Below are 26772 nucleotides of genomic sequence, written 5' to 3' on the forward strand. Positions count from 1 at the left end.
GTTATGTATCAGACAACATTGAGCCATCGCACCTATCACTTTGATGATTTACGGGATTTAATGGCGAAATCTTCGCCTGCGCGTTCAGGGGATTATCTGGCCGGTGTCGCAGCAGAAACGGCGGAAGAACGCATGGCTGCTCGCATGGCATTGGCCGATTTGCCATTAAAAACGTTTTTGCAGCAAATGCTCATTCCTTATGAACAGGATGAAGTTACGCGACTCATTATTGATAGCCATGATTCGCAATCTTTCGCCCCGATTGCTCATCTGACCGTTGGGGACTTTCGTGATTGGTTGCTTAGCGAGCAAGCTGACAGTGTGATGCTGGCACAAGTTAGCGCAGGTATTACCCCGGAGATGGCTGCGGCAGTCAGTAAAATTATGCGTAATCAGGATTTGATTCTGGTGGCAAAGAAATGCCATGTCATCACGCGATTTCGCAATACTATTGGCCTTCCCGGGCATTTGAGTGTGCGGCTACAACCTAATCATCCGACCGACAGCTTACAAGGTATTGCGGCCAGCATGCTCGACGGCCTGCTGTATGGCAGTGGTGATGCCGTGATTGGCATTAATCCCGCCAGTGACAGTTTGCCGCTGCTGGAAAAACTGAATTATATGCTCGACGATGTTATCAATCGCTTTGAGATCCCTACTCAGTCTTGCGTTTTAACACATGTCACCAACACCCTTAAGCTGATTGAACGCGGCACTCCGGTTGATTTGGTCTTTCAGTCCATTGCGGGCAGTGAGGCTGCAAATGCCGGTTTTGGTATCAATCTCGCGTTGTTGGAAGAAGCGCAACTTGCTGCACTGAGCTTAAAGCGTGGTACTGTCGGCGACAATGTGATGTATTTTGAAACCGGGCAGGGCAGTTGCCTCTCTGGTAATGCTCATTTTGGTGTGGATCAGCAAACCTGTGAGGCTCGTGCTTATGCGATTGCGCGCCGTTTCTCCCCGCTATTGACTAATACCGTGGTCGGATTTATCGGGCCGGAATATCTCTACGACGGCAAACAGATTATTCGTGCCGGTTTAGAAGACCATTTTTGTGGCAAATTATTGGGCGTTCCACTCGGCTGTGATGTTTGCTATACCAACCACGCAGAAGCGGATCAGGATGATATGGATACCTTACTGACGCTGCTTGGGACGGCGGGATTAACCTTTATGATGGGTATCCCTGGGGCTGATGACATTATGCTGAATTATCAAAGTACGTCCTTCCATGATGCGCTGTATATCCGTCAATTACTTGGTTTGAAACATGCTCCCGAGTTTGGTCTGTGGCTGGAAAAAATGAAAATCATGGATACCCAAGGGCGTTTGCGTGATACCACCATTAATCATCCATTATTGGCGCAATTACCCCAGATAGAGGCATTCTGATGAGTAATGATAATAATCCTCTGTTGCATCGTAATCCATGGGAAGCTCTGCGCCAGTTTACTGCTGCCCGTATCGCCCTTGGTCGTACTGGCGCAAGTTTACCGACCCACGAATTGCTGAAGTTTGGTCTGGCTCATGCTCAGGCCCGTGATGCGGTACATCAGCCTTTTATCAGTGAAGATCTTGCCTGCCAGTTAGCAGATTTGGGGCTTCCCACGCTTACCGTCAACAGTGCTGCACCGGAACGATCAACTTATCTGTGCCGCCCTGATTTGGGGCGGAAATTGTCTCAACAAAGCCGTGAGCAATTGTCTGCCTGGCCCGAGAAACAAGCCGATGTTTTATTGGTAATTGGCGACGGTTTATCATCAAAAGCGGTTCACCGACAGGCGATTCCGCTGGTGATAGCTTTGCTGCCATATTTGCAAATACTGGGCTTATCGTTGGCACCTGTGGTGCTGGCTCATCAGTCGCGAGTGGCATTGGGCGATGATGCTGGTGAATGTCTGCAAGCCAAAGCTGTAGTCATGTTGATTGGTGAAAGACCGGGACTTTCTTCCCCTGACAGCCTGGGGATTTATATGACCTGGGGACCCAATATTCAGCGGTTAGAGTCTGAACGCAACTGTATCTCCAATATTCGCCCTGAAGGGCTGGATTATCCGCAAGCTGCTTTTAAGTTGGCATGGTTGTTAGAGCAATCTTTCCAGAGGCGTTTATCCGGCGTACAACTTAAGGATGAGAGTGATAACCCCGCATTACATGGTCGTATAAGTCCTGCTTATGAAATTGCTGTTCGAGATGGTATATCAAACTGATTTTTCAAACCAAAATGGCGGTAAATATCACTCCGCCATTGATTGATAGTTATCAAAAATGCATTCTCGACGATATTAAGTTAATATATCTAATGATTGCAGGACGAACTACCCTACGCACATCCTCGTTTTACAACTATTCTTATAAACATTTCACGAAATTTGAATTTTTAATCGGTATTGCTGCGCCTTTTCATTTTCATACTTTGCAGTGGAACTATTGGGAATTAAGGAAGAAAAAATGGGACTACGAAGAAAGAGTGTTAAACCTATGCAAATCAATGATATTACGATCATTGATGATGCCAAACTAAAGAAAGCTATCACCGCAGCGGCGTTAGGCAACGCCATGGAGTGGTTCGACTTTGGTGTCTATGGTTTTGTCGCATTCGCACTTGGCCAGGTGTTTTTCCCCGGCGCTGACCCCGGTATTCAGATGATTGCCGCACTGGCGACCTTTTCCGTTCCTTTCCTGGTTCGGCCTCTCGGCGGCCTATTCTTTGGTGCATTGGGCGATAAATATGGGCGACAAAAAGTCCTGTCAGTCACCATCATTATTATGTCGGTCAGTACTTTCTGTATTGGGTTGATTCCCTCTTATGCTTCGATAGGTATTTGGGCGCCCATCTTGCTGCTATTAGCAAAATTGGCACAGGGCTTTTCAGTTGGTGGTGAATATACCGGCGCAGCTATTTTTGTTGCGGAGTATTCACCGGACAGAAAACGTGGTTTCCTTGGCAGTTGGCTGGATTTTGGCTCTATTGCCGGTTTTGTTCTCGGGGCCGGCGTTGTATTACTGATATCCAGTATTGTTGGCGAGGCCAGTTTCCTTGAATGGGGATGGCGTATTCCGTTCTTTGTGGCGGCACCGTTAGGGCTTATTGGAATCTATTTGCGCCATGCGTTGGAAGAAACACCGACTTTCCAGCAACACGTCGATAAAATAGATAATGACTCGCGCCATAATATTGCTCAGCCACCGAAAGTTTCTTTCCGCGAAATTCTGACTAAACAGTGGAAGAACCTGACTATCTGTGTCGGTATGGTGATTGCGACTAATGTCACTTATTACATGCTTCTGACCTATATGCCGAGCTATTTGTCTCACAGCCTGCATTATTCAGAAGACCACGGCGTATTGATTATTATCGCCATCATGCTGGGTATGTTATTTGTCCAACCGGTGATGGGATTAATGAGTGACCGAATTGGCCGTAAGCCGTTTGTTATTTGTGGCAGTATTGGGCTGTTTGTTCTAGCCATTCCAAGTTTTATCCTTATTAACAGCGGCATTATTGGTTTGATATTTTGTGGTTTGTTGATTTTGGCTATTTTGCTTAACTGCTTTACCGGTGTAATGGCGTCGATATTACCAGCAATGTTCCCAACCCATATTCGCTACAGTGCGTTGGCTATCGCCTTTAATATCTCGGTATTGGTCGCAGGTCTGACACCGACAGTAGCCGCATGGTTGGTTGAAACCACTCAGAATCTGTTTATGCCAGCCTATTATCTGATGGTGGTAGCGGTTATTGGTTTGGTGACTGGTGTATTTATGAAGGAAACGGCGAATAAGCCATTGAAAGGGGCGACACCTGCGGCGTCAGATAAAGCCGAAGCCAAAGAGATATTGCAGGAACATCATGATCACATCGAACAGAATATTGAAGATATTGACCAGCAAATAGCGGAACTTGAGAAAAAGAGAAAGAATCTGATTGCTCAACACCCGGATATTAATTAAAACTATTTGAGAGGCATATCACGGTTTCAGTTTGATTTAGATCAAGAAAATCCATTTCTATACAATAGCTTACCTTTCTATTCAAATCTGTCTTTGACCCTCCCCCAAGGGGAGGGTTTAGATTATCAGTCATTATTCCTATCTATATCTAATATTTTACTCTTACTGAAAGGATACCATGACAGTGAAAAAGACATTTGCTTCAACTGCCCGGCTGGCTATGGTTGCTTTAGCCGCAGTCACTTTCAGCCATTTCGCCTCAGCGACGACACAAACAGAGTTTTTGGCTCAACACGGTTTATCTGGAAAAACCACTGAACAGATGATTGATACTATTGATCAATCTAAACAAGAGCGTCCTTTGGCCTATTCAGCCTCGGTGACAGGGACTGAGTTGAAATTATCAGATGGGCAACAGCAGTTTTCTTTTCCAGTGGGGGATAAGTTCTATCTCTCATTTGCGCCTTATATAAACCAAACCCACCCCTGTTTTAACCACAGTTTATCTGGCTGTCGTGGCGAATTAGCGAATACACCATTTGATGTAAAAATTACTGATAAAGCCGGGAAAGTTATTCTGCAAGATACCCTGACCAGCTATCAAAATGGTTTTATTGGCGTGTGGTTGCCACGTAATACAGAAGGGACGATTGAAGTGAGCTATCAAGGCCTCAAAGCGGTATCACCTTTTGCTACTCAAGCTGAAAGCCAAACTTGTATGACGACATTGCATTTGCAGAAATAATCCTGACTAGAGTTAGTCTGAGGTAAAGATTAAATAAAAATCAGCTTAGCGGCTGATTTTTTTATTGATAAGTATGTTCTTTCCATCAACTCAATACTGAATTTGCTTTGATTACTCGGCTCTTTCGTTGAAACTTGTTTTCTCAGATTCTACTTTTACTTTCAATATTGAGGTCATTATGACCAAAGAAAAGGTTGTTATCGTTATTGATATGCAAAATGGCGTTTTAGCTAATCCTCGCTTTGATAGCGCAGGTAGAGTAGCCCGTATTAATCAACTGATAGATCATGCTGACCAGGTTATTTTCATACAGCATATTGAAGATGACATGACCGAGGGGAGTGAGTTGTGGCAGATATTGCCGGAGCTTCATCACCCGGAAAGCGCAATATCTGTAAATAAAACGGCTTGTGATTCGTTTTATCGAACTTCACTCGATAATGTTATTGCCAAATTGGGAGCAACTCATCTCACTATCTGCGGTTGTGCCACTGATTATTGTGTTGATACCACAGTTAAAATTGCAGCCAGCAAGGGATACGCTCTGACCATTGCCTCTGATGCTCATACTACTGCGGATAGGCAACACGTCACAGCCCAGCAACTTATCGCGCAGCATAATGAAGTCTGGTCTGAACTTGCGATTCCGGGTAATCGTATTACTGTAAAAACAACGCAGCAGATTCTGACCGATTGGGCTGGTTAACTGTTTTGGATATATTTTCTTAATATTATTTATCTAAGATAATTTTGGGGAGCGTTTTTACTCCCCCAACTTGTTATTTAATCCAATGCTTCTTCCTGCACTTCCAATACATGATATGCCGTTGAACAGAACAGTGAGTTCAAGCGCTTCATATCCCCCAATAGCCCCATATGCAGGCTGCTGGTCTCGATGCTTAGTACGTTTTGTTGATGCAAGCGCTCAACGTGAGCATGAGAATAACGGCGGTTTAGTAAGCGAAAACGATGTTTGGCGCGGCGTAAGCGCTTGGCATTATTAATATCGCGCGATAAAAATACTGACATTCCTAAATCCAGATTCGTCACCAACCGGGCATGTAGGGTATTTAATTCCTCCAACCCTTCGGCTGAAAATGGCTTGCGCGCATTGAGTGATTTGGCGGCGACGTCCGAGGTCATGCGGCCAATAATATCGCCCGCTTGCTGAAGATTGACTGCGGTATCAATGATTTCAGCCCATCGCCGTGAATCAATCTCGCCTAATTCATCTTGCTGAATTTGGGCTAAATACAGTTTTATCGCGCTATACAGCATGTCGACTTCATCTTCCAACAAGCTGACTTCATGCTTTTGCTGTTTATTGCCTTCCAACACTTCTTTAAAGCGAAATAACATCTGCTCCAGCACATCCCCCATACGCAGGGTTTCCCGTACTGCATTGGCTAATGCCAGTGACGGAGTATCGATAGCGGTAATATCGAGATAACGCGGCGCTGAGGGCTGTGCGGTATTGGGATCATCACTGACCAACCGGCTACAAATACGAGCCATCACTCCAACCAATGGCAACATCAACAAGCAGCGCAGCAGGTTATAGAAAACGTGGAAGTAAATGACCACTTCGGCGGCAGGTAAATTTCGCCCGATTAGCCATTGTCCTAACACATTGACCCAGGGAACCACCAAAATGCAGCCAATAACCTTAAACAGCAAGCTCCCCAACACCACCTGGCGGGAGACGGCATTCTGCCCACGGCTACTGATTAAGGCCAGCAATCCGCTGCCCAGATTTGAACCAATCACAATGCAGAGCGCGATATTCAGTGGCACCAGACCGGTAGCGGCGAGTGTCGCGGTCAGCAGCACGGCAGCTAAACTGGAATAACTGATCATGGCAAACAGCGCGCCAATCAGCAGTGCCAGAATGGTATCGCCGGTCAGGGAGGAAAAAATGGCCTGAACCGCAGTCGCCTGTGTAATCGGCCCGGCGGCGGTGACAATCAGTTGCAGCGCCAGAATAATCAGCCCGAGGCCAATACACACTCGCCCCATCTGGCCCACACGCGCTTTGCGCTGCCCAAGGAAGACAATGACCCCGCCCAGAATCAGCAGTGGCGATAACCAGGAGAGATCAAAGGTCAGCACCCGTGCCATCAGTGCAGTGCCGACATCGGCTCCTAACATAATCACCAGGGCAGGGGACAATGAAATCAGCCCCTGTGAGACAAATGAAATCACCAGCAACGCCGTAGCATTACTACTTTGCACCAGCGCGGTGACGCCAATCCCGGCCATAAATGCCGTCGGTTTTTTCTGGATACTGGCGCTCAGGACTCGGCGTAAATCAGCACCATAAACCCGCATAATACCTGTGCGGACGATGTGTGTGCCCCACACCAGTAGGGCGACGGATGAAAGCAGATGAAGCAGTGTCAGCATGGTCAGTCTCAGATTTTTGTGAGTGGCTCCAATCAGGAATTGCTCAAGGCTTGATAAAGGATATCCAGGAGCTTTTATTATCAACGGATTGCAGAATTTTTGCCGGTTTGCCCTGTGATGTCGGAGTGCCGACATTCAAACGCAGATTCTCCGGGCTAAAGTGTAATGTCAGCCTACTGGTTAACATCACATGTGCGGCTTCGGGAGCGATACCAAAATCAGTGTCTTTAAAGTCGCCATCGACATTCAAGATTCAACCATGATAGCAATTTCTGCCACCGATGACGAAATTAGCGGGCTGGCACAGTAAAACTCACAAATATTATAAATAAGAATGGATGCTATTTTAGCGGTAATACATATCGTGAATAACACCCCGGTGACTCGACGTTGGACATATAATTAACGCTCACACCGTTGTGACAACATCGCCTGCCCAATAGCGACATTGCCATTTTTTATTAGATTTTCACTTGCACCGCTGGCATCGGCGTTGCCCTTATTTTGGCTAAGTTTCATCACGCCGCTAAGCTCTGTAATCACTATTTCCACTCCGACAATGGCCTTTACCATGGCGCTAATATATTTTTCCGGCGCATCGGTTATTTGCCAGTGGACTGCTTGAGGCAGTCAGAGTGCATATTGACGTGGAACTGGCTGAGCTTCAGCCCTGCGACCAGGGAATACACATGATTTTGTGGCTAAAACAGGGGTTGGATGATGGCGAAGTGGTACAAAAATGCGCAGCGGCAGGAATATCGGTGCGCGCGATTTCCCCTATATATGACACAAATATTCGTCGTTCCGGGCTATTGCTTGGGTTGGGCGAATACAGTGACGAAGAGATCACTCGGGCAATCATCAAACTGAATGAGATATTTGGCAGCTTATCGTAATAAGTGACAAATTATTTGCCAGGTTAAGTGGTCTGGGCACAAGTCTGCATATTGATACTTTTATCGATCCACATAGCTAAGTATTGATCAGTTTTGTTAACGTATTTCGTTATTCTCACAGAATGATGAGATTATATTATTGAGCAACATATTATATTTATTAGGATTGTTGATTTTTTACTTTCAATATAATAAGCATAAGAAACTATATACCTTGTGTTTATATTTCACCTGGTTATTATTTAATATTAATCATGCTTTTCTGTCTGTTATTTTAATGTTAATAATGAGTTTATCAGTAATATTATCAATATCTTTGTGTTGTTTTTATTAAATAAAATTCCTATCTAGATGATTATTCAGGTAAATCAAGTTGATAATAAAAGTGACAGAAGAGATTAAACTATAACGTAAACAGCAGCGGCCAGGCGTAAATAAAAAACAACAAATAACATTAAATGTATTTAACATTAGTGAGTGGCGTGCTTGTTTTAAGCGACCATTATATATGCGAGCAAAGGTTCTGCCTCAATGAGACTGAACGTTTTGTCTGGATGTTGCGATTATAACTCTTATTAAATATTACATTAGAGGTATTATAAGCATGACAACTAATAAGACATTTACGCCTGAAAGCGAGAAAGCGGCATTATATTTATTAGACCAAACAATGGGTTTCACCTACCAAGCGGCACTTCGCGCTGCCGCTATTTTGGGGGTGGCAGACCATCTTATTGATGGGCCAAAAACAGCACAGCAATTGAGTAAGGAACTTGGTGTTGAATCGCTGAATTTGTATCGCATCCTGCGACTACTGGCGACCAGAGATATCTTTAAAGAAATTGATGGCCAGAGATTTATACTCACTCCGTCGGCTGAGTTTTTATCCACATCCCATCCGCTTTCACTGCGCTACGGGGTATTGATGCTAACCGATGAAACAATGTGGCGGCCGTTGGGGAATGTGGTGGATGAAGTTCATGGTGAATCCGCCTTTAAAAATGTTTATGGCATGTCATTCTTCGAATATTGGTCAAAACCCCAGACTCGTACGCCAGATTATGATTTCCATTCCGGTATGTCTTCCATGTCGGTGGTGGAAAACCTCGCTTTGGTTCGTGGTTATCATTTCCCAGAAAATGCCACTGTTGCTGATATCGCGGGGGGAAGAGGAGGGTTACTGTTAACCGTATTGCAGGCTAACCCAACACTCAAAGGTATTTTATTCGACCGGGCACCGGTTCTGGAAAAAAATCGTCTGGGTGAGTTGGGTGATAATTCTCGTTGGAGACTCCAACCGGGCAGTTTCTTTGAATCCTGCCCTGCGGCAGATATTTATTTACTAAAATACATTACCCATGACTGGCCAGATGAGAAGACAGCCGAAATACTCCATAACTGCCGTAAGGCAATGCTTCCTAATGGGAAAGTACTGATAATGGAGACCGTTATTCCTGAAAGTAATGCCCCACACTTCGGTAAATATATGGACATTCTCTTGATGGGAAGTTTTGATGGCGGCAGAGAACGCACCGAGACTGAGCTTAAAGAGTTGCTTGCCAAAGCCGATCTTAAATTAAATCGCATTATAGACACGGGCAGTTATATCTCGATAGTCGAGGCGGTTGCTCGTTAAATATTGAGATTCTTATACCCCTTATAGTTCCAGCTGCCTGTGCGTCGGCTGCTTTCCTGCAACTCGAATTATTTGGGGTATAAATTCTCCTGTATCAGACTCAATTTTCTTTCTGCCCGCATATTATTTGCGGGCTTTTCACTTCTGGTTAATTTGTTGAGTACTCGCTCGTGACTTGTTTATTTATGTTGTTTGTCCAAAGTTTTATTAGGGGTATGCAATCATGGAAATGAATAAAACACTTACATCTGAAAATGAAAAAAATGCATTTTATCTTTTGGAACAAGTGGCGGGGTTTTCCTATCAGGCGTCATTGCGAGCCGTTGCCGCGTTGGGTATTGCTGATCATCTTTTAGACGGGCCAAAAACAGCAACAGAATTGGCAGAGAAAATAGATGTTGCCGCGTTGCCTTTACATCGTGTACTGCGATTACTGGCGACTCGGAATATTTTTAAAGAGATAGCCGGGCAGCGATTTGAACTGACGCCAGCGGCGGAGTTTTTATGCCAATCTTCTCCCCACTCATTGCGCGAAGCGGTACTGATGATCACCGATGAAACTTTCTGGCTCCCGCTGAGTTTAGTTGCCGACAGTGTGCGTGGTCATTGTGCTTTTAATCAGGTGTTTGGTACTTCTTTTTTTGAGTATTGGTCAAAGCCAGAGAATCAGGCCTCCGACTATGATTTCCACAGCGGTATGTCTTCGTTATCTGCTGTGGAGAATCCTGGGTTGGTGCGCAGTTATCACTTCCCCGAAAACATAACTGTGGCAGATATAGCGGGAGGAAAAGGGGGATTACTGCTGCGGGTATTACAGGCAAACCCCAGCCTGCACGGTATTTTATTCGATCAAGAGTCGGTGCTGGCCAGTAATTGTCTGGGCGAGCTGGGTGATGATTCACGTTGGAGACTCCAATCCGGCAATTTCTTCATGTCATGTCCGGTGGCTGATATCTATTTACTGAAAAATATTATCCACGACTGGCCCGATGAAAAGGCAGTCGTCATACTGCAAAATTGTCGCAAGGCGATGCGGCCCAATGGCAAAGTACTGATTATTGATGCTCTTATTCAGGAAGATAACCAGCCCCATTATGGCAAAAGCATGGATATTATGATGTTGGCATGTCTTGATGGTGGGAGAGAACGTACCGAAGCTGAGTTGAAAGAATTGCTCGCTGATGCTGACCTGCGAATAAACCGCATTATAGAAACGGATGGTTTTCTGTCGATAGTTGAGGCGGTTTCGCGCTAGAACTTTCGCGTTAGAACTATCCCAATCATCAGAGTGACCAATCACCAACTCTGCGCGATGCGAAATCATGGCGCAGCAAGTACAATGTTTGATTTTATATTTAATAAAAACAATTGATTACAGTTTATTCTCTCATCGGAAAAACTTGAGTGACGGGTTTGATTTCTCGTCCGAGTGAAGATTTATCCGCAGATCCGGCGACCTAAACTATTAATAACAGGCATATATCGGTATTATCCTGATATTAGTAATGCAAATCATTGTCGTTCCCAATCAAGGATATCTACATCCCCACTTTTCAGGAGAGAAAATGCGATTACGTTTAGCTTTATTTTCATCATTATTGGCACTTACTGCTGTGCTTACCGGGTGTGATAATTCATCGGCAACCCCTGAAGAAACATCGAAAATCAGTATCGAACATGCGCAAGGCACGACTCAGGTTCCACTTAATCCGCAAAAAGTTATCATACTGAACCCCTCTGTATTGGATACGGCCGACGCCCTGAATATCAAAGTGGCTGGTGTTCCCCAAACCAGTACACATCTTCCTGAATTTCTATCCAAATACGCTGGTTCAGAATATCTGAATGCGGGCACCTTATTTGAACCGGACTATGAAGCACTGAGTCAGGCTAAACCAGACCTGATTATCGCCGGGGGACGTGCTCAAGATGCCTATGACAAACTGAGCGCCATTGCCCCAACTATCGCACTGGATATCGATCCTAAGCACTTTACCCAAAGCCTGACTCAGCGCACAGATCAATTAGCATCTATCTTCGGTAAAGAAGAAGAGGCGAAAACACTGCTGGGTAAATTTACTTCTCAGATAGATGCTATCAAGCAGAAATCAGCTAATGCTGGCTCTGCCATGGTGGTGATGGTCAGTGGCGGAAAAATGTCGGCCTATACACCGGGTTCGCGTTTTGGCTTTATTTTTGATGAGTTAGGCTTCACTCCTGCGGCCAGCTTCACTGAAGCCGGCAATCATGGCAACGTGGTGACTTCCGAGTTTATCCTTAATGCCAACCCTGAATGGCTGTTCGTTCTTGATCGCGATAATGCCATTGGCCGTACTGAAAACCAGTCTGCACAACAGATACTGGATAACCCACTGATTCGTAAAACCAAGGCGTGGCAAAACGGTCATGTGATTTATCTCGATTCTGCCTCGCTCTATATTGCCGGTGGTGTGCAGAGTTATATGCAACTGATGGATAAAATCAGCTCAGTGCTGGATAAACAAACCGCTGCGCAGTAGTTCTCACTAATGAAAAACCTTAGCTTTATAGCTGGCCTGGTTATTTTACTGGGCCTTATGGCATGCAGCCTATTTATTGGTGCTGGGAATGTCACATTGTCCGAAGTCTGGTCAGATCCTGACATGCGCGACATCTTTTTGATAAGCCGTGTGCCGCGAACATTAGCCTTGGTTCTGGCTGGCAGTGCTATGAGTGTTGCAGGCCTTATTATGCAGATGCTCACTCAGAACCGCTTTGTCGAACCCTCGATTGCTGGCACCACCCAGTCGGCAAGCCTCGGCTTATTGCTAGTGATGGTATTTAGCCCCGCGGCACCTGTAATGGTGAAGATGTTGGTGGCGACCCTATTTGCCATGGGGGGGACTGCACTTTTTATGCTGTTGCTGGCACGAATGAGAATGAAATCGGCGCTGATGGTGCCGCTGACCGGCATTATGCTGGGGGCGGTATTTAGCGCAGTCACCACTTTCCTGGCAATGGAGTTTGATCTGCTGCAATCATTAGGCAGTTGGGAATCGGGTGATTTCTCTGGTGTATTGCAAGGTCGCTATGAATTGTTGTGGATAGTGGGTGCATTGACATTAATTGCTTGCTTGATAGCTGACCGCTTTACTGTCGCTGGTATGGGTCGGGATTTCTCGGTTAATGTAGGCCTGAATTATCAACGGGTCATGCTAATGGGGATGTCTATTATTGCCATTATCAGTGGCGTGGTGGTGGTGGTGATCGGTGTGCTGCCCTTCCTCGGATTAATTGTACCCAATATTGTCAGCATGGCGATGGGGGATAATTTACGCCGAACCATCCCTTGGGTGGCACTGTGTGGCGGTGGTCTGGTGGTGTTATGTGACATTATTGGTCGGTTAGTCAGTTATCCGTTTGAAATACCTGCCAGCGTTATTCTGGGCGCGATTGGCGCACTCGTTTTCCTATTATTAATTGTTAGGACAAAACGTCATGCAGGCTAATGAGTACTCTTCACCGCAGTCTTTTCCCCATGGGGAAAGCAAAACCTTAAGTTCACCAGCAAAACGATTATTGTTATTGAGTGTTATTGCCCTTGTCGCAATGGTTATTTTCATGACCATTAATCTTAGAGGCAATATTCAATATGTACTGGTGCATCGTGGCCTTATTTTAGCCACGATGGTATTAGTTGCCTTTGCGGCCGGTATTGCCACCGTGTTATTCCAAACGGTCACTAATAACCGGATTTTGACGCCATCAGTGATGGGACTTGAGGCGCTGTTTATCCTGATCCAAACCATGTTGATCTTTTTTGTCGATGCCAATGGGTTCAGGGTACTAGGAATAACAGGAAAGTTTCTTTGTGAATCGGCTTTGCTGCTGCTGTTCTCGGTATTTCTTTATCGTTGGTTACTGACCGGAGTAGGAATTAATCTGCACAAGGTGTTATTGGTCGGGTTGGTGTGTGGCACTTTGTTCCGTAGTTTATCCAGCTTGATGCAGCGCCTGCTCTCACCCGGAGAATTCGCTGTTTTGCAGGGTAGGGTCTTTGCCACCTTTACCCGTGCTGCGCCGGAGATTATTGCGCTTTCTGCTGGGATAATTATTATCGTGGCGATAACCATTTGGCGTATGCGCCATTGCCTCGATATTATCGCTTTGGGTAGAAATACTGCGATTAATCTGGGCGTTGCTTACCAGAAAAAAATCACCACTATCTTACTGTTGGTCTCATTGCTGGTCGCTATATCGACGGCACTGGTTGGGCCGTTAACCTTTTTAGGTCTGCTTATCGCTAATCTGGCTTACCCGTTGGTAGGGTCATTCCGGCATCAATATTTGTTGCCTGGAGTCTTTTTGCTGGGGGTTATTACGCTGGTCGGTGGGCAATTGATCCTCGAACGTTTGCTGAACATGTCGGGAACGCTCTCCGTGGTCATTGAGTTTGTGGGTGGCGCGCTGTTTATTTATCTTTTAATAAAAAAGGCTCCGGTGTGATTGAAATAACGGATATTAATAAGAAATACCAGAATACAACGGTACTCAGTAATATAAATGAGAGCATTCCTTCTGGCGGAATAACGTCAATCATCGGGCCAAATGGCGCGGGTAAGTCGACGTTATTATCGATTATGAGCCGTTTACTGACGCCAGATCTCGGGCGTGTTGAGTTTAACGGGCTGGATGTTGCCAAAACCTCTGGGGATAAATTGGCAACTATCCTTTCAGTCCTGCGGCAAGAAAACCACTTTACCAGTCGATTGACAGTTTCGGACTTGGTTGGATTTGGCCGTTACCCTTATTCGAAAGGGCGGCTCAATGAAAATGATCGCCAATATATTGATGCGGCGATGGAGTTCCTCAATCTAATGCCACTGAAAGACCGCTATCTTGATGAACTGTCGGGTGGGCAACGGCAACGTGCTTATGTGGCAATGGTGTTGTGTCAGGATACGAAATATATCCTGCTGGATGAGCCATTAAATAATCTGGACATGAAACATTGTGTCGCGATGATGAAGCAATTGCGGCGTGCGGCGGATGAATTGAAGAAAACAATTATTTTGGTTATTCATGATATCAATTTTGCTTCTGCCTATTCCGACCATATCATTGCCATGAAAGACGGTGCTGTTATCTATCGTGGTGCACCCGAAGAAATAATGCAGCCGGATATCCTGGAAGACATTTTTGATATAAAAATCAGAATAGAAAAAGTGCAAGATCAGCATATCGCGGTTTATTACCGTTAAGGTTGACGATAAAGCTATTTTATTGCCCGGAAACTCGCGGGGCGATTGCATCAATGGGCGCTCCGACGGCTTACGGCACTTACATTTTAAATGAATAGGAGCCCATTTCCCCGCTAATTAACTTTGTCAGCAGCCTGAGTCACTAAATGGCGGCGTATTCTCCGGTGCCTTCAGGCCAAGGTGTCAACAGGTCGTAACCGGTGTCAGTCACGGCAATAGTGTGTTCCCATTGTGCTGAAAGAGAGCGGTCTTTGGTGACAACTGTCCAACCATCAGACAGGACACTGGTGGCGGCTTTCCCGGCATTAATCATCGGCTCAATGGTGAAAATCATTCCCGCTTTCAGCGGCATACCGAGCCCTGGCGTCCCATAGTGCAGGACTTGTGGTGCAGTATGATATTCCTGACCCACGCCGTGACCACAATACTCCCTCACCACAGAAAAACCTGCACCTTCCGCCACTTGTTGAATAGCTGCTCCGATATCCCCGAGTGTTGCCCCTGGGCGTACCACCTTAATCCCAGCAACCATCGATAAATAAGTGATATCCACCAAACGTTTAGCTCTGACCGACGGCTCTCCAACATAGTACATTCTGCTGGTATCGCCATACCAACCATCTTTAATAATAGCGACATCAATATTGACGATATCGCCATTTTTGAGTTTTTTATCCGACGGAATCCCGTGGCAAACCACATGGTTGACTGAAGTACAGACGGTGTGCGCATAGCCGTGATAGCCTATATTGGCAGGAATGACTTTCAGTTCGTTAACGACATAATCGTGACATAACCGATCAATTTCATTTGTTGTGACCCCCGCGCGGACATAAGGTGTGATCATTTCCAGCACTTTCGCGGCGGCTTGGCCTGCGGCTCGCGCCATTTCAATTTCTGCTGGTGAGTGAATTTTTACTGTTGTCATTGCGCATTCTCTTCTTTATTAAACGTATGGGCGTCATTCTGGATGATTCTGGCAATGTCAGCCCCGCCCTGTAATTCAGCCTGAACCAGTGCTCGGGCCAGCTCATGGTGGCTCAATTGGGGATACAGTTCGGCCAGCATACCCATTTTGAGCCAATGCTCGGCTTGTGCGTTAATTGACCGGCTCATAGCATTACTGGCGATACGCAGATTTTCATGCATTAAATCGGAGATTTTAACAATTCCCATAAAGCACCTATACGAAACATATATGATACGTATATTGCCACAATGGAAAATAAAATACACCTGCTTGTTTCGCAAGGTGCTTAGGTCATTGTTAGGGGGAAGCCTTTACTTTAGTAGGTATGAACGGTGAATTTTTGCGACGACTTTCCTCAATAACTGTGATGATAGAAGAGTACAGGCAGGCTTGTGCCATTCTTGTGGGAAGATTATCGCCATGTCACCGGGGGATAAAATTAGCCAGGAAGAGCTTTGTTCAGAATCAGAAAAACCAATATCATTCTGATTATCAAAGGGAGAGGATAAGGCCATATTTGAGTTTTGTAGGCTATAACCTATAGCTTCGTTGGTATTTAGCGGAATATGAATATCAATATACTGCCGATGAACTTCAAACTGCTTATCCTCAGGCGCTGTGAGTTGTCTATCCATTATCTTAAACGAAAGCATTTCCCCCTCTATTGGATAACTACCGGGAGCCAGATGGATCAAATCGAAACTGAGAATCCGTGCAATGCATTGTTGTAAGCCCGTATTCATCTCAGGGTGCTCATTTATTGAGGCCAGGGAAGAAACAATCATTGTTATCTCCAGTCAATCATTCGAAGTGGCCTTGGTCGTTGAAATAACCAAGGCCAATATGAGTAGCGTGGTTATTCGTAAATACTGTCAATCACTTCCACATTTTTCATTTCGAAAAACTCATCAATCCATGCCCGTTTTAGTGCACCGGATTTTGCTAATTCAAAATTATGGAGATCAACTAACAGATAATCTTGCGCTTCTTTTAGAATTCGAGCCGCATCCTGTCGGGGGATAATAATCACCCCATCAGTGTCTCCCAATACAATATCTCCAGGACAAACATGAATTTTACCGCAAGCAATAGGAACGTTAATTTCTCCTGGACCATCTTTGAATGGGCCGCCTGGTGTGTGGCCGGTGGCATATAACGGGAAATCCATTTTAGAAATCCCGGTAATATCGCGAATTGGGCCGTCCAGGACAATACCCTCCATCCCTTGGTAGCGAGCATAGGTGGTCATCACTTCCCCCATTAAGGACTGACTGCGATCACCTTCATTAGATAAAATAATGACATCATCTTTTTTGGCCATATCCATGGCTTTATGTAACATCAGATTATCGCCAGAACGGGCTTTTACTGTCACAGCCAAACCACACATTATTGGTTTTTTAGGGGCACTCATCAGGCGAATATCTGAGGACAGTGCTGGCAGACGGCTCATACAATCTGCAACGACTGCGGCAGGTAATTGGCGAAATGCCGCCAAATATTGTGCTGCATCCATAGGTCTTTTTAGGAATACTCGATTACCGATAGCCATAATTATTTTCTCCAATCACTGTTGTTTCTGAAATTGCTCAGCGTGAGTAATTTGTTCTGGTGTGGTTTGTTTAGTAAATGCACCGCTCAAAGGAGTGCCATCTACCGCATCGTAATAACGTAATGCTTCAGGTTTCAGCCAGCGCTGGAGGCGTGAAGGCATATCGAAACCGATGAGTAAAATAACCACGAAAGTTAATGAGAATGACAAGCCGCTCAGTGCCGTACCGAGGCTGAAGTTTTGAGCGATAGTGGCACCTAATACCGGAGCTAATGCTCCACCTAATGAGCCGATGTTGTAGATAAAGCCAAGGTTGGCAGCTCGTTGATCAGTATCAAAATAGCCACTAATCAGTTTCGCCAATAATCCCCCTACACCCTGGCTAAATAGCTGCTGTAGGAATATCAGGATGCATAATAGCCAGACGCTGGATCCTGTAAGTGCAAAAACGGGGATAATAATAAGTTGTGCAATCAGCAAACTCAGGACATAGGTTTTTCGCGTACCAAAATGATCCCCAGCAATACCCGCGAAGCAGCAGCCCAGCCCCATACCAAAGCGACTGAAAGAAAAGACCAATGCGACTATTTCCGGTGAGTAATGCAGCTCGGTTTTTAAATATGTCGGTAATAAAGCATGAATTGGCCAACCATATAAAAATACGCACAGAATAATGACAGTTAACATCAAACTGGTAGGCCAGCGTTTTCCACCGCTTTGTACCAAGAATGAGACAAATATAAGCGCCGTTATTACACCTAATAAAGCCACTATCATTGGTGCTGTACCATGATCAAAACAAAGATATAAAGCAGCAGCCGCAACCAGTGAAAGGACGATATTCATCAGGCTTGTCGATTTACTTTCGTTACGATAAAGCAGGTCGACCATGGTAAATATTGGTTTGGTAGATTTCTCCCGATTCTTTGCCCACTCTTCCGCTTCGGGAATCGCGCGCCGCAGCCATAGCGCATAAAAAATAGGGATAATGCCGATATAAAATAGTACCCGCCATCCCCACAGTGGAACGATGATGCTATAGGCTAAAACAGACAGGATTGCGCCGGCAGAAAACCCTGAGTTGAGAAATGCACTGGCTTTGTTACGCATATCTTTAGGCCAGGTTTCAATAACATAAGCTGAGCTGGTGCCATATTCCCCAGCCATACCTACACCGACTAACACTCGTGCAATAAACATCCAGGTGTAGTTAGGGGCCAGGCCGCAAGCTAAGGTTCCCCCTGCGAATAGCACAATACTGGTGACCATGGCGCTTCTGCGACCTAATTTATCGCCCATGGCTCCTAATGCTAAACCCCCGAACCAGCGCAAAATAAATGCGGCTGAAACCAAGCCTGCGGCTTCAACGGTGGAAACATTAAACTCAGACATGATTTCCGTCAGCACTAATGTAATGATGACGAAATCAAATCCATCGAGCATATATCCCATCCAGGCTGCCCAGAAGGCTTTCCATTGTGGGCGGGTAATTCGGTGGATCCAATGGGGTTGTATCGTTTGATTGTCCATATTCGACCTCAACGTGATAATGACAGTGAGCGAGAAAAATATGACTGCACTGTTATTTGTTTAAATTTATTGGTGTAATCGCATTCCCATGGGTGAAATAGCTATCAAGATTGTCATAAACAATCCGAGCCATATTTATTCTTGTTTCAGTGGTTGCGCTGGCGATATGAGGTGTAATAACGACATTATCGAATGTTAGTAATTCTTCAGGGATATAAGGTTCGTTATCGTATACGTCTAATCCGGCACCTTTTATTGCACATTCTTTGAGAGCAATAATAAGATCTGCTTCATTGACCAGAGAGCCGCGCGCAATATTAATCAGCGTTCCTTTAGAACCTAATGCACGTAAAACCTCTATATTGATCATCCCTTTATTCTCTTCACCGCCAGGCAATGCCAATACGAGAAAATCGCAAGAATCCGCCAGCGCGATAACTGATGGAAAGTAATGATAATTTTCAATTTTTTGATCTGTCTGATCGCAATACCCAATTGGCATATCAAAAGCAGCAGCGCGCTTTGCTATGGCTTTACCGATTTTTCCAAGTCCTACAATTCCCAGTTTTTTGCCACTGACCTTACTGGCCAGTGTGGGGGATGCAGTAAGCCATCCCCCAGAACGCGCGAATTTATCCTGGATAATTAACTGGCGTGATGTGGCAATAACTAATCCCATTGCCAGATCAGCCACATCATCGGTTAATGTGTCGGAAGTTATAGCGACAATTATATTTCGCTTGGCGGCAGATTTAAGATCAATACCATCAGTGCCTACACCAAATACAGATATAATCTCTAAATTAGGAAGTCTTGCCATTAATTCAGCATCCAACCCTACATCGCCACGAGTGGCAACGGCACGGATTTCTTTTCCATGTTGGGAAAGAAAATGATCAATGTCCCTGTGTTCATAAAGATTATGGCAAATAAAACGATCAGAAAGTCGCTTGGCTAATTCATCCATCAATGGCTGAATAACAAGCACATTTATAGTAGTAGAGTTCATAGTTATCTCATCTTAATAGAAATCATTTTAAATTTTCATATGTAACGGTTAGAAACTATATGGTTTCCCCATGGAAAATCTCAAAACCAAGATCTATGCTGTTATCAACCAAATTATTATTAATTCTCTGAATAATAAGTTCGGCTGACTTTTGACCTATTGCAAAACGTGGTGTAATAACACTGGCTAAAGAGGGGGTGACCGTTTTTCCAATATCTAAACCATGAAAACCAGCAATAGCCATTTCATCCGGAACACTTATACCCAACTTAAGACACTCCAGTAATACACCCACGGCAATATCATCATTGGTGCAGAATATTCCATCAGGAATAATTTCCTCTTGTAGGACCTGCTTTAACATCGTAGAGCCTAATGTAAATGACGACATGCTATTGGGTGAAATACGTCGCGGTATCAAACCATTTGTTTTCATAGCCAACTGGTAGCCAATATCACGCTGATTATCGCGTTGGTCATCACGAGAACTGAAATAATAAATATTGCGTTTCCCTCGCCTTATCATGGCACTCACCATTTCAAAGGCAGCGATCCTATTATCAAGCCCCACTTCCATATCAATTTTCGGTTCCAGTGTATCCATAATTTCTACTATGGGTATTTTCGCCGAATGCAAATAACTTTGCGCTCTCATAGTATGAGTTTTCTCGGAAAGAACCAGTCCTTCAATATCATAAGATAGTAAGTTAATGATTTGTTTTTCTTCAGCCTCCCTGGAATAATTATATTCAGATATTAATAATTGATAGCCATTTTTACTGGTCATAGATTCCAGACCCGAAAGAATATCGGAGAATATAATATTCTGAAATGACGGTATCAGCACACCAATTGCACTGCTTTTTGCATTTAGCAACATATTTGGTGCTCGGCTTGGAACGTAATTAACTTCTTCTAATACATCTGCTATTTTCTTTCCGGTAACAGAGCTAACCTGGCGCGAATCTCGCAAATACCGACTGACTGTCATCTTGGTCACACCAGCAAGGGTGGCAATGTCTTGTAAACTGATGCGATGATTACGCATTAACTTTCCTTCAGGAATATTAACCATTATCGGTAATTAAGCAGGAATAAATTAAACAGAAAATAACTTTTCATTATCCCTTTTAACGATAAAATACATATCCTGAGTTTGGTCAGCTATTTATACTATTTAATGATTCAATAATAAGTCGTGCTTATTGATTTAGTCGCGAAACTAAAAAACTAATTGTACTTTTGATGCTCGAGATTTGTCACCAGCAAATATCAGTGCTTGTTCAAAGTCGCTATAATTGTATTCTGATGATAACAGTGGTAATGGATTGATTTTTTTATTTTCAAGCCAATTTACCGCAGTACGGAACTCTTCAGTAAATCTGAATGTACCAATCAAGCTAATTTCTTTTGCAATAAGCGTCATCATTGGGAACTCATTTATTGGGCCACCCATGCCGACTTGAACTATATTCCCTTTTGCGCGGGTTATCTGTAAGCAGCGATTAACCGAAGAAGGATGCCCAGATGCTTCAAATGATATATCGAAATATCCTTTTTCATTTGCATATTCATCTAACATTGTTGAGTTGGCTGCAATAGCTTTATCTGCCCCCATTGCCAGTGAAATCTGCAAGCAGCGCTCACTTAAGTCAGCTGTCACTATTTCTGCCGCACCTAAGACTTTGGCGGCCGCCGCCACCAGGCAACCTATTGGCCCAACACCTGAAACAAAAACTTTTTTTCCAGTAATATCGCCAGCCTGTTTTACGGCATGAATGGCCACAGCCAAGGGCTCAGCAAATACCATAATTTGCCCGTCGACGGTAGCTGAATAGGGGATGCACTGATCGCCGCTGACAATTTTATATTGGCTAAAACCGCCATCAATATGTGGGGTATACATTGCACTACCGAAAAAATGCATATTGATGCACTGGTTTTCTTCTTTTGCCCGGCAATACTTACATGTGCCACAGGGTTTGCTGGGATTAATGGCAACATGAGTTTCAGGGGGGAGTTCGGCCCGATCAGATTTTTCAATAATTCCAATAACCTCATGACCCAGTATCATTGGTGCTGTTATTGCGTAATTACCGACACGACCATGCTGGTAATAATGCAAATCAGAGCCACAAATACCGCCGCGAATTATTTTCACCAAACAATCTACACCGCTGTAGTCAATTTCATAATGTTTCAGCGTAACCGCTTTCTCGCCTGTTACAACACAGGCTGGGGAATCAATTTTCATATCACCTCTATATTCGTGGGAGTGATCGTATTAAAGAGGTAAATAACGCGATGAAATGTGATCAAAATCACATCAAAATATTGTTACTTTAGATTGTTACGCATAACAATGCAGCGATCACAAATAGAGGTAATTTTGTCGATGGAGGTGGGGTATTCGGTAGTCGTCTGACCGATTACCGAATTAAAGGTGTCAGTTTTACAGAATGAGTTGCGGGGTTAATTGTGGGCAGCTCAAAAATCTATTTATCTTGATTCATTCACTAGGTTTCGGCGCTATCACTGGATGGCAGAGCTTACTACTAATTAAATGTTCTACATACGGTATATACAATTCAGTTAATTCATGTGCCTCCTCGACAGTGGGTTTCTTTGTGTCATTATTTTGGAGTTGTGGTGCCAATATTCTGGCCAGACTATTGGCTGTCATTAGATTTTTTTTATTACATTCAATTTTTGCTAAGAAAGGTAGTAGTTCCTGTATTGGCAATGGTTGCTGCTTTAGCTGTGGGGCATTTTTAGGTGCAACTTCAGCTTTATGAGCTTTAACTAAATATTGAATGGTTTCTTTATCGCCAGTGGTTAATGATAATTTAAAGTATTCTTTAATTGCTCCAGTAATACAGTGAAAATCATTAACTGCTTTTAAGAAGCTGAATATTTCTTCCTTGGTATTGATGCCAATATCTATATATTTTGTAATGTTAGATATTATATCCTTGGATCCAGAATGTCGAAATATTCCTTCTTCCTTGAAATAGCCAGGGGTGGTAGTTAAATACTCAATAATAATTCCCATTTTTTCACGTGCTGAAGCACTCACTAGAGATGCATTTATTCCTAGTAATTTACTTGTTTTACTTATCTTGGCTATTTCTTGTTTGTTATATATTTCTTGTGCTGTGACTACCTCTGGCAAGCTACTGTTTAACTTTATGATATCTAATTTATTTTCCGCTACTACTATTTCTTGTGATTTTTTTATTTTTGCTAGTTGCCCTTTGTTTTCTAGTTTTTCAGTCTGCTTTTCATATTTATCTAATAATTTGGTTAGCTTGGTTATTTCTTTGTTTTCAGCACGGATTGTAGCTGTAGTATTATTCTCAGTAATGCATTTTAATATTTTAGCAAGTGAATTCCCCTGAGCGAGAGCATTTCTAATCTCAGAGGTACTATTACGTTTACTTTCATTTTTCGGCAGAGAAATGAGAGATGTATTTAAATAATGTTTCACTGCATGTGCATTAAGTATATTGACTACGTTATTAATTTTTTCTTGGAGATTTTCTTCTGCTTTAGTGCACTCCGCAAGAGTAGGTTTACTCTTTTTATTAAAGACACTGAAGCTGTTTGCTGGTTTAAAAAAAGTAATCTGCATGCTGGCCTCGTTGGATTATGTAAAAGCAATAGCTTGTCATTCAATCACTATGGATTCTTTCACTTTTCGAGGCCAACTTGTTGCGCTTGGTTTGCTTGTTATTATTTTCTTAAGGCGAAATAGTCACGTATTAATTGCTGCCATTGCTCGCGTGCAACCGGTTTTTGTAGCAGGTAATCCATGCCAACTTCACGGGCGCGCTGTGCATCTTCTGCTTTCAGTGAAGCTGACTGACCGATAACTAATACCGGTTCTGCCGTCTTCCGCATCAGTTTTCTCAGATGACGAACCAGTTCAAAACCGTCACTCTCATCAAGTCGACAGTCAGTCACAATAATAGCATGGTGGTGTTGTAGCCAACTCTGATACGCCTGCTGTGTGTTTGCTACTGCATCTACCTGAAATCCCATACTGCTAAACAGTTCATACTGAACCTCCAGCAGCAGTGGCTCATCCTCGACGACCAACAGACGGCGTGATTCTGTAATAGTGCAGGGCGAGGGGAACTCGGTTTTTTCATGACGATTTTCCAGCGCTTGCTGCTCATTGCATAAGTCAGTGATGGCAAGATAGAGTGCTGAGGCATACAGCGGGCGGGGAACGACGATCGATGTTCCTTGTTGATTGTGCAGTTGCCAGTGGTTTTGCTCGAGATCCAGATGCAGTTCAATTGTCAGCCCGCATGCAGTTGAAGGGAGTGGCTCTGCGGCAGAGTAATAGGGTAATTCGTAGCCATCCAGAAACTGGGTGATTTCACCGCAGAGCGAGGAGGGGAGCTGCGTGGGTATAATGATATGCAGCTCTTCAGGTAGCGGATTTTCAATAGCATAATGCGCAGAAATAGCAGGTAGGGCTATAGTCACCCGCGAACCCACTCCCGGCTGACTGGCAATGGCCAGATGTCCTCCGCTGAGATGCATATTTTTCTTAGCGACAAATAATCCCAGCCCTGTACCTTTGGGATGAGGGGTATCGCTACCTGCGTGTACGAGTTTGCCTTGATAAAACGGCTCTGAAAGCCGTGCCAGTACCTTACTGGGGATACCGGTGCCGGTATCAATTACCTCAATACTGAACATATACTTGCCATTCACTTGCGGTAATGAACACTCGATCAATACCATACCGCCATGAGTGTGTTTTATGGCATTGCTGACAATATTATTCAGTGCCTGAGAAAGCAGGGCGCTATCGATCAGGTGGGGTAAAAAGAACTGCTTTGACAGGTAGCGAACCTGAAGTGTGGTGCCGTGTGTTTCGGCAAAACTGATAAACAGTTTGACCGTGGTATCGCATAACTCTGCCAGCAACTGCGGCTGAGGATTTTGAGTGACCGAACCGGCATTGATTTTGGCGTTATCCAGTGACAGATCAAGATTATCCAGCAATTCTCGCGTGACATGAATAACGTTAGCGAGCCTTTCCCGCTGGCTGATTGAGGTTATTTTGTCTACCAGTCCTTCGCAGGCGGTTAGAATACCAATCAATGGTGTGCGTAATTCGTGTGCAATAACCGACAGTTCCAGATTATTTTTAGACCCCAGTCGGATGAATGCCATTTTTAACTGTCGGTTACGATAATAGACAAATAACAGCAAGCATAACAATGTAATGGCCAGACTATAGTAGTACCAACTTGGTTGGATATTCTCCGGTTGAGAACTCGTGTCGCCGAGCATCCATTTTGCCATGAGATCAGATTGCTGTTTGGCGGAAACGGACGCGATGACTTTGTTAATAATATCGATCAGGATCTGATCTTCGGGCCGTGCACTCATTACTCTGGGGATCTTCACTTTATGGGGATGTGACATTTTTAACTGCCCAGGATGAACGACATTCATATAATAAAGTGCGGTGGGTGAGAGGACGACCGCAGCTTTAGCTCGCCCGTGTATCACTTCACCGATTGCCTCTTCGGGCGAACGCGATACTTTATAATTAATACTGGGAAATTGTTCAGTAAACCATTCAATCAGCGACAGATAGTCGGTGATGGAAACATAACCTTCCAGTAGATCATCTGGTGTTTCGATATGGCGCGTCGCCTTACGCGTGACGGTGACTGGCCAGGTAGAAAACATTGGAATGCTGCTTGCCAGCCCCTTAGCCTGTGCGAATGCGCTGGATGTACTGGTGAGTAGCGAGACATGGCCGCTTTGCAGATTCACAAAAGGTCTAATGCTATTGTTACTGAATACCGGCTGAAATTTTATTCCGGTAGCGGCGGAGATGATATCGATATAATCCCGAGTCAGCCCAATATGCTCCCCAGTGCTATTAAAATTCTCAATAGGATAAAAATGTGGGGATATACCATATTTTACCACCGGATTTTCCTCTATATAACGCAGTTCCTCCGGTGAGAAATTGATGGTGGCGGTATAACCACTTGTCGATGAAAGTAGAGTAAACGCCGATATCAGATAGGCTTTATAAAGAAATTTCATGGGCATATTGGAAAAAGTCGGTGTTTGAAGTCAGCCCCAGTTTTTTGAAAGCGCGTATTTTCGTGTTGGATACTGTTTTAAAACTGATATTCAGACGCGTACTGATCTCTTTTTGTTTCACGCCATTGAGTAACATTCTTAGGACTTCAGTTTGACGCACCGTTAAAGCATACTGTGTGTCATCTTTCGTGGATGAAGGTAGTGCTGCCAACTCAATAGGGAAGAATTTCTTACCACGAGCGACATACGAGATAGCAAAAAATAGTTCCTGAATATCATTACTCTTGCGTACAAATCCCCATGCACCCGCCTGCCAGGCAAGACGCGCTACTATCAGACTTTTATGAGCGGTATGCACAATAATTTTCAAGGCAGGACGCAACTGAAGAAGGCGTTTGATAAGCCCTGCACCATCTTGAGACAGTGATACATCTGTCCCTGCTTCGTAGTCTGCCAGTGAATAATCCAGCAACAGCACTTCTATCTCAGGGTTACTTTTGAGTAATTGAATGAGTTCGGATGCATTGCTGGCATAACCAGCCACGTGAAGTGAAAAGGCGCTGGAAATAAGCTGACGTTCCGGCTTTTTGTAATGATAAGGATACTTTTTTAATATCTCCATTAGTGCAAGGCGGCTGAAAGGTTCATCTTCGATCATTGCTATATTTAACGTTTTCGTTGCTCTCATAATTCCGACAGTAACATTGAGGAGTGGTGGGAATAATGATATGTACTTAATTATTGCAATCGAAACGG

At 44.2% G+C, this 26772-nt stretch carries 25 protein-coding genes and 2 pseudogenes; 12 read left to right on the forward strand and 15 right to left on the reverse strand.

The features are described from left to right. The first annotated feature begins 3 nt into the window (after window positions 1-3). The 5 genes from FTB31_RS10485 to FTB31_RS10505 all read left to right on the forward strand — a co-directional run bounded on the left by FTB31_RS10485 (window position 4) and on the right by FTB31_RS10505 (window position 5405). Window positions 4-1392, forward strand: coding sequence for an ethanolamine ammonia-lyase subunit EutB (locus FTB31_RS10485; protein WP_050077173.1), 1389 nt, complete (start codon window positions 4-6; stop codon window positions 1390-1392). Continuing rightward, window positions 1392-2210 carry an ethanolamine ammonia-lyase subunit EutC gene (eutC, locus tag FTB31_RS10490; RefSeq protein WP_050077175.1) on the forward strand — a complete coding sequence of 273 codons (819 nt, stop codon included), beginning with the start codon at window positions 1392-1394 and terminating at the stop codon, window positions 2208-2210. The genes FTB31_RS10485 and eutC overlap by 1 nt, the downstream gene beginning before the upstream one ends. A 241-nt stretch (window positions 2211-2451) precedes the next feature. Next, window positions 2452-3954 carry a glycine betaine/L-proline transporter ProP gene (gene proP, locus FTB31_RS10495; protein WP_050077177.1) on the forward strand — a complete coding sequence of 501 codons (1503 nt, stop codon included), beginning with the start codon at window positions 2452-2454 and terminating at the stop codon, window positions 3952-3954. A gap of 184 nt (window positions 3955-4138) precedes the next feature. Continuing rightward, window positions 4139-4699: a copper-binding periplasmic metallochaperone CueP gene (gene cueP / locus FTB31_RS10500; RefSeq protein ID WP_050077256.1), complete on the forward strand. Its 561-nt coding sequence runs from the start codon at window positions 4139-4141 to the stop codon at window positions 4697-4699. Window positions 4700-4877: 178 nt separating this feature from the next. Beyond that, a complete protein-coding gene (locus tag FTB31_RS10505; protein ID WP_227719449.1) occupies window positions 4878-5405 on the forward strand; it encodes an isochorismatase family protein in 528 nt (175 codons plus the stop codon). Window positions 5406-5482: 77 nt separating this feature from the next. Here FTB31_RS10505 and FTB31_RS10510 read toward each other — a convergent pair whose 3' ends face one another. From FTB31_RS10510 to FTB31_RS21515, 4 genes and pseudogenes are all read right to left on the reverse strand, one after another. Beyond that, window positions 5483-7102, reverse strand: coding sequence for a Na/Pi cotransporter family protein (locus FTB31_RS10510; protein WP_077175153.1), 1620 nt, complete (start codon window positions 7100-7102; stop codon window positions 5483-5485). A gap of 32 nt (window positions 7103-7134) precedes the next feature. Beyond that, window positions 7135-7426: pseudogene (locus tag FTB31_RS10515) on the reverse strand (hypothetical protein); the annotation flags it as partial. A 78-nt stretch (window positions 7427-7504) separates the two neighbouring features. Then, the gene (locus FTB31_RS21485; protein WP_230676994.1) at window positions 7505-7645 is read right to left on the reverse strand and encodes a hypothetical protein; all 141 of its coding nucleotides are present in this window, start codon (window positions 7643-7645) and stop codon (window positions 7505-7507) included. Between the two features lie 30 nt (window positions 7646-7675). Then, window positions 7676-7732, reverse strand: a pseudogene (locus FTB31_RS21515) (hypothetical protein); the annotation flags it as partial. A gap of 59 nt (window positions 7733-7791) precedes the next feature. On the opposite strand from FTB31_RS21515, the gene FTB31_RS10525 reads away from it, so the two are divergent. The 7 genes from FTB31_RS10525 to FTB31_RS10555 all read left to right on the forward strand — a co-directional run bounded on the left by FTB31_RS10525 (window position 7792) and on the right by FTB31_RS10555 (window position 14874). Further along, a complete protein-coding gene (locus tag FTB31_RS10525; protein WP_227719447.1) occupies window positions 7792-7998 on the forward strand; it encodes a hypothetical protein in 207 nt (68 codons plus the stop codon). Between the two features lie 604 nt (window positions 7999-8602). Continuing rightward, window positions 8603-9634 carry a methyltransferase gene (locus FTB31_RS10530; RefSeq protein WP_050077184.1) on the forward strand — a complete coding sequence of 344 codons (1032 nt, stop codon included), beginning with the start codon at window positions 8603-8605 and terminating at the stop codon, window positions 9632-9634. A gap of 223 nt (window positions 9635-9857) precedes the next feature. Then, a complete protein-coding gene (locus tag FTB31_RS10535) occupies window positions 9858-10889 on the forward strand; it encodes a methyltransferase (protein ID WP_077175152.1) in 1032 nt (343 codons plus the stop codon). Between the two features lie 310 nt (window positions 10890-11199). Continuing rightward, the gene (locus tag FTB31_RS10540) at window positions 11200-12153 is read left to right on the forward strand and encodes a siderophore ABC transporter substrate-binding protein (protein WP_227719446.1); all 954 of its coding nucleotides are present in this window, start codon (window positions 11200-11202) and stop codon (window positions 12151-12153) included. A 9-nt stretch (window positions 12154-12162) separates the two neighbouring features. Further along, complete coding sequence (locus FTB31_RS10545; protein ID WP_050077188.1) at window positions 12163-13122, forward strand: ABC transporter permease; 960 nt, start codon at window positions 12163-12165, stop codon at window positions 13120-13122. Next, window positions 13112-14119, forward strand: coding sequence for an iron chelate uptake ABC transporter family permease subunit (locus FTB31_RS10550; RefSeq protein ID WP_077175151.1), 1008 nt, complete (start codon window positions 13112-13114; stop codon window positions 14117-14119). The genes FTB31_RS10545 and FTB31_RS10550 overlap by 11 nt, the downstream gene beginning before the upstream one ends. After that, window positions 14116-14874 carry an iron ABC transporter ATP-binding protein gene (locus FTB31_RS10555; RefSeq protein WP_077295323.1) on the forward strand — a complete coding sequence of 253 codons (759 nt, stop codon included), beginning with the start codon at window positions 14116-14118 and terminating at the stop codon, window positions 14872-14874. The genes FTB31_RS10550 and FTB31_RS10555 overlap by 4 nt, the downstream gene beginning before the upstream one ends. 142 nt (window positions 14875-15016) lie before the next feature. On the opposite strand, the gene map is transcribed toward FTB31_RS10555, so the two are convergent. From map to FTB31_RS10610, 11 genes are all read right to left on the reverse strand, one after another. Next, window positions 15017-15802 (reverse strand): type I methionyl aminopeptidase, encoded by a 786-nt coding sequence (map, locus tag FTB31_RS10560; protein WP_077175149.1) that lies wholly within the window; start codon window positions 15800-15802, stop codon window positions 15017-15019. After that, window positions 15799-16050 carry a ParD-like family protein gene (locus tag FTB31_RS10565; RefSeq protein ID WP_050077193.1) on the reverse strand — a complete coding sequence of 84 codons (252 nt, stop codon included), beginning with the start codon at window positions 16048-16050 and terminating at the stop codon, window positions 15799-15801. The genes map and FTB31_RS10565 overlap by 4 nt, the downstream gene beginning before the upstream one ends. 105 nt (window positions 16051-16155) lie before the next feature. Further along, the gene (locus FTB31_RS10570; RefSeq protein WP_077175148.1) at window positions 16156-16629 is read right to left on the reverse strand and encodes a YhcH/YjgK/YiaL family protein; all 474 of its coding nucleotides are present in this window, start codon (window positions 16627-16629) and stop codon (window positions 16156-16158) included. 71 nt (window positions 16630-16700) lie between these two features. Then, the gene (locus tag FTB31_RS10575) at window positions 16701-17396 is read right to left on the reverse strand and encodes an RraA family protein (RefSeq protein WP_077175147.1); all 696 of its coding nucleotides are present in this window, start codon (window positions 17394-17396) and stop codon (window positions 16701-16703) included. A 15-nt stretch (window positions 17397-17411) separates the two neighbouring features. Continuing rightward, window positions 17412-18926: an MFS transporter gene (locus tag FTB31_RS10580; protein WP_050077200.1), complete on the reverse strand. Its 1515-nt coding sequence runs from the start codon at window positions 18924-18926 to the stop codon at window positions 17412-17414. Window positions 18927-18978: 52 nt separating this feature from the next. Continuing rightward, entirely contained in the window at window positions 18979-19935 is a 957-nt protein-coding gene (locus FTB31_RS10585; protein ID WP_050077202.1) for a 2-hydroxyacid dehydrogenase, read from the reverse strand. 55 nt (window positions 19936-19990) lie between these two features. After that, window positions 19991-20983 carry a DNA-binding transcriptional regulator IdnR gene (gene idnR, locus FTB31_RS10590; protein ID WP_050077204.1) on the reverse strand — a complete coding sequence of 331 codons (993 nt, stop codon included), beginning with the start codon at window positions 20981-20983 and terminating at the stop codon, window positions 19991-19993. Between the two features lie 174 nt (window positions 20984-21157). Then, window positions 21158-22189, reverse strand: coding sequence for an L-idonate 5-dehydrogenase (idnD, locus tag FTB31_RS10595; RefSeq protein WP_227719804.1), 1032 nt, complete (start codon window positions 22187-22189; stop codon window positions 21158-21160). A gap of 255 nt (window positions 22190-22444) precedes the next feature. Beyond that, a complete protein-coding gene (locus tag FTB31_RS10600; RefSeq protein WP_227731363.1) occupies window positions 22445-23566 on the reverse strand; it encodes a RhoGAP domain-containing protein in 1122 nt (373 codons plus the stop codon). A gap of 101 nt (window positions 23567-23667) precedes the next feature. Further along, entirely contained in the window at window positions 23668-26016 is a 2349-nt protein-coding gene (locus FTB31_RS10605) for an ATP-binding protein (protein ID WP_227728988.1), read from the reverse strand. After that, window positions 26000-26704 (reverse strand): response regulator transcription factor, encoded by a 705-nt coding sequence (locus FTB31_RS10610; protein WP_050077212.1) that lies wholly within the window; start codon window positions 26702-26704, stop codon window positions 26000-26002. The genes FTB31_RS10605 and FTB31_RS10610 overlap by 17 nt, the downstream gene beginning before the upstream one ends. Between the last annotated feature and the right edge of the window lie 68 nt (window positions 26705-26772).

This window comes from Yersinia proxima, from assembly GCF_902170785.1.
In the GTDB taxonomy this organism is placed as follows: domain Bacteria; phylum Pseudomonadota; class Gammaproteobacteria; order Enterobacterales; family Enterobacteriaceae; genus Yersinia; species Yersinia proxima.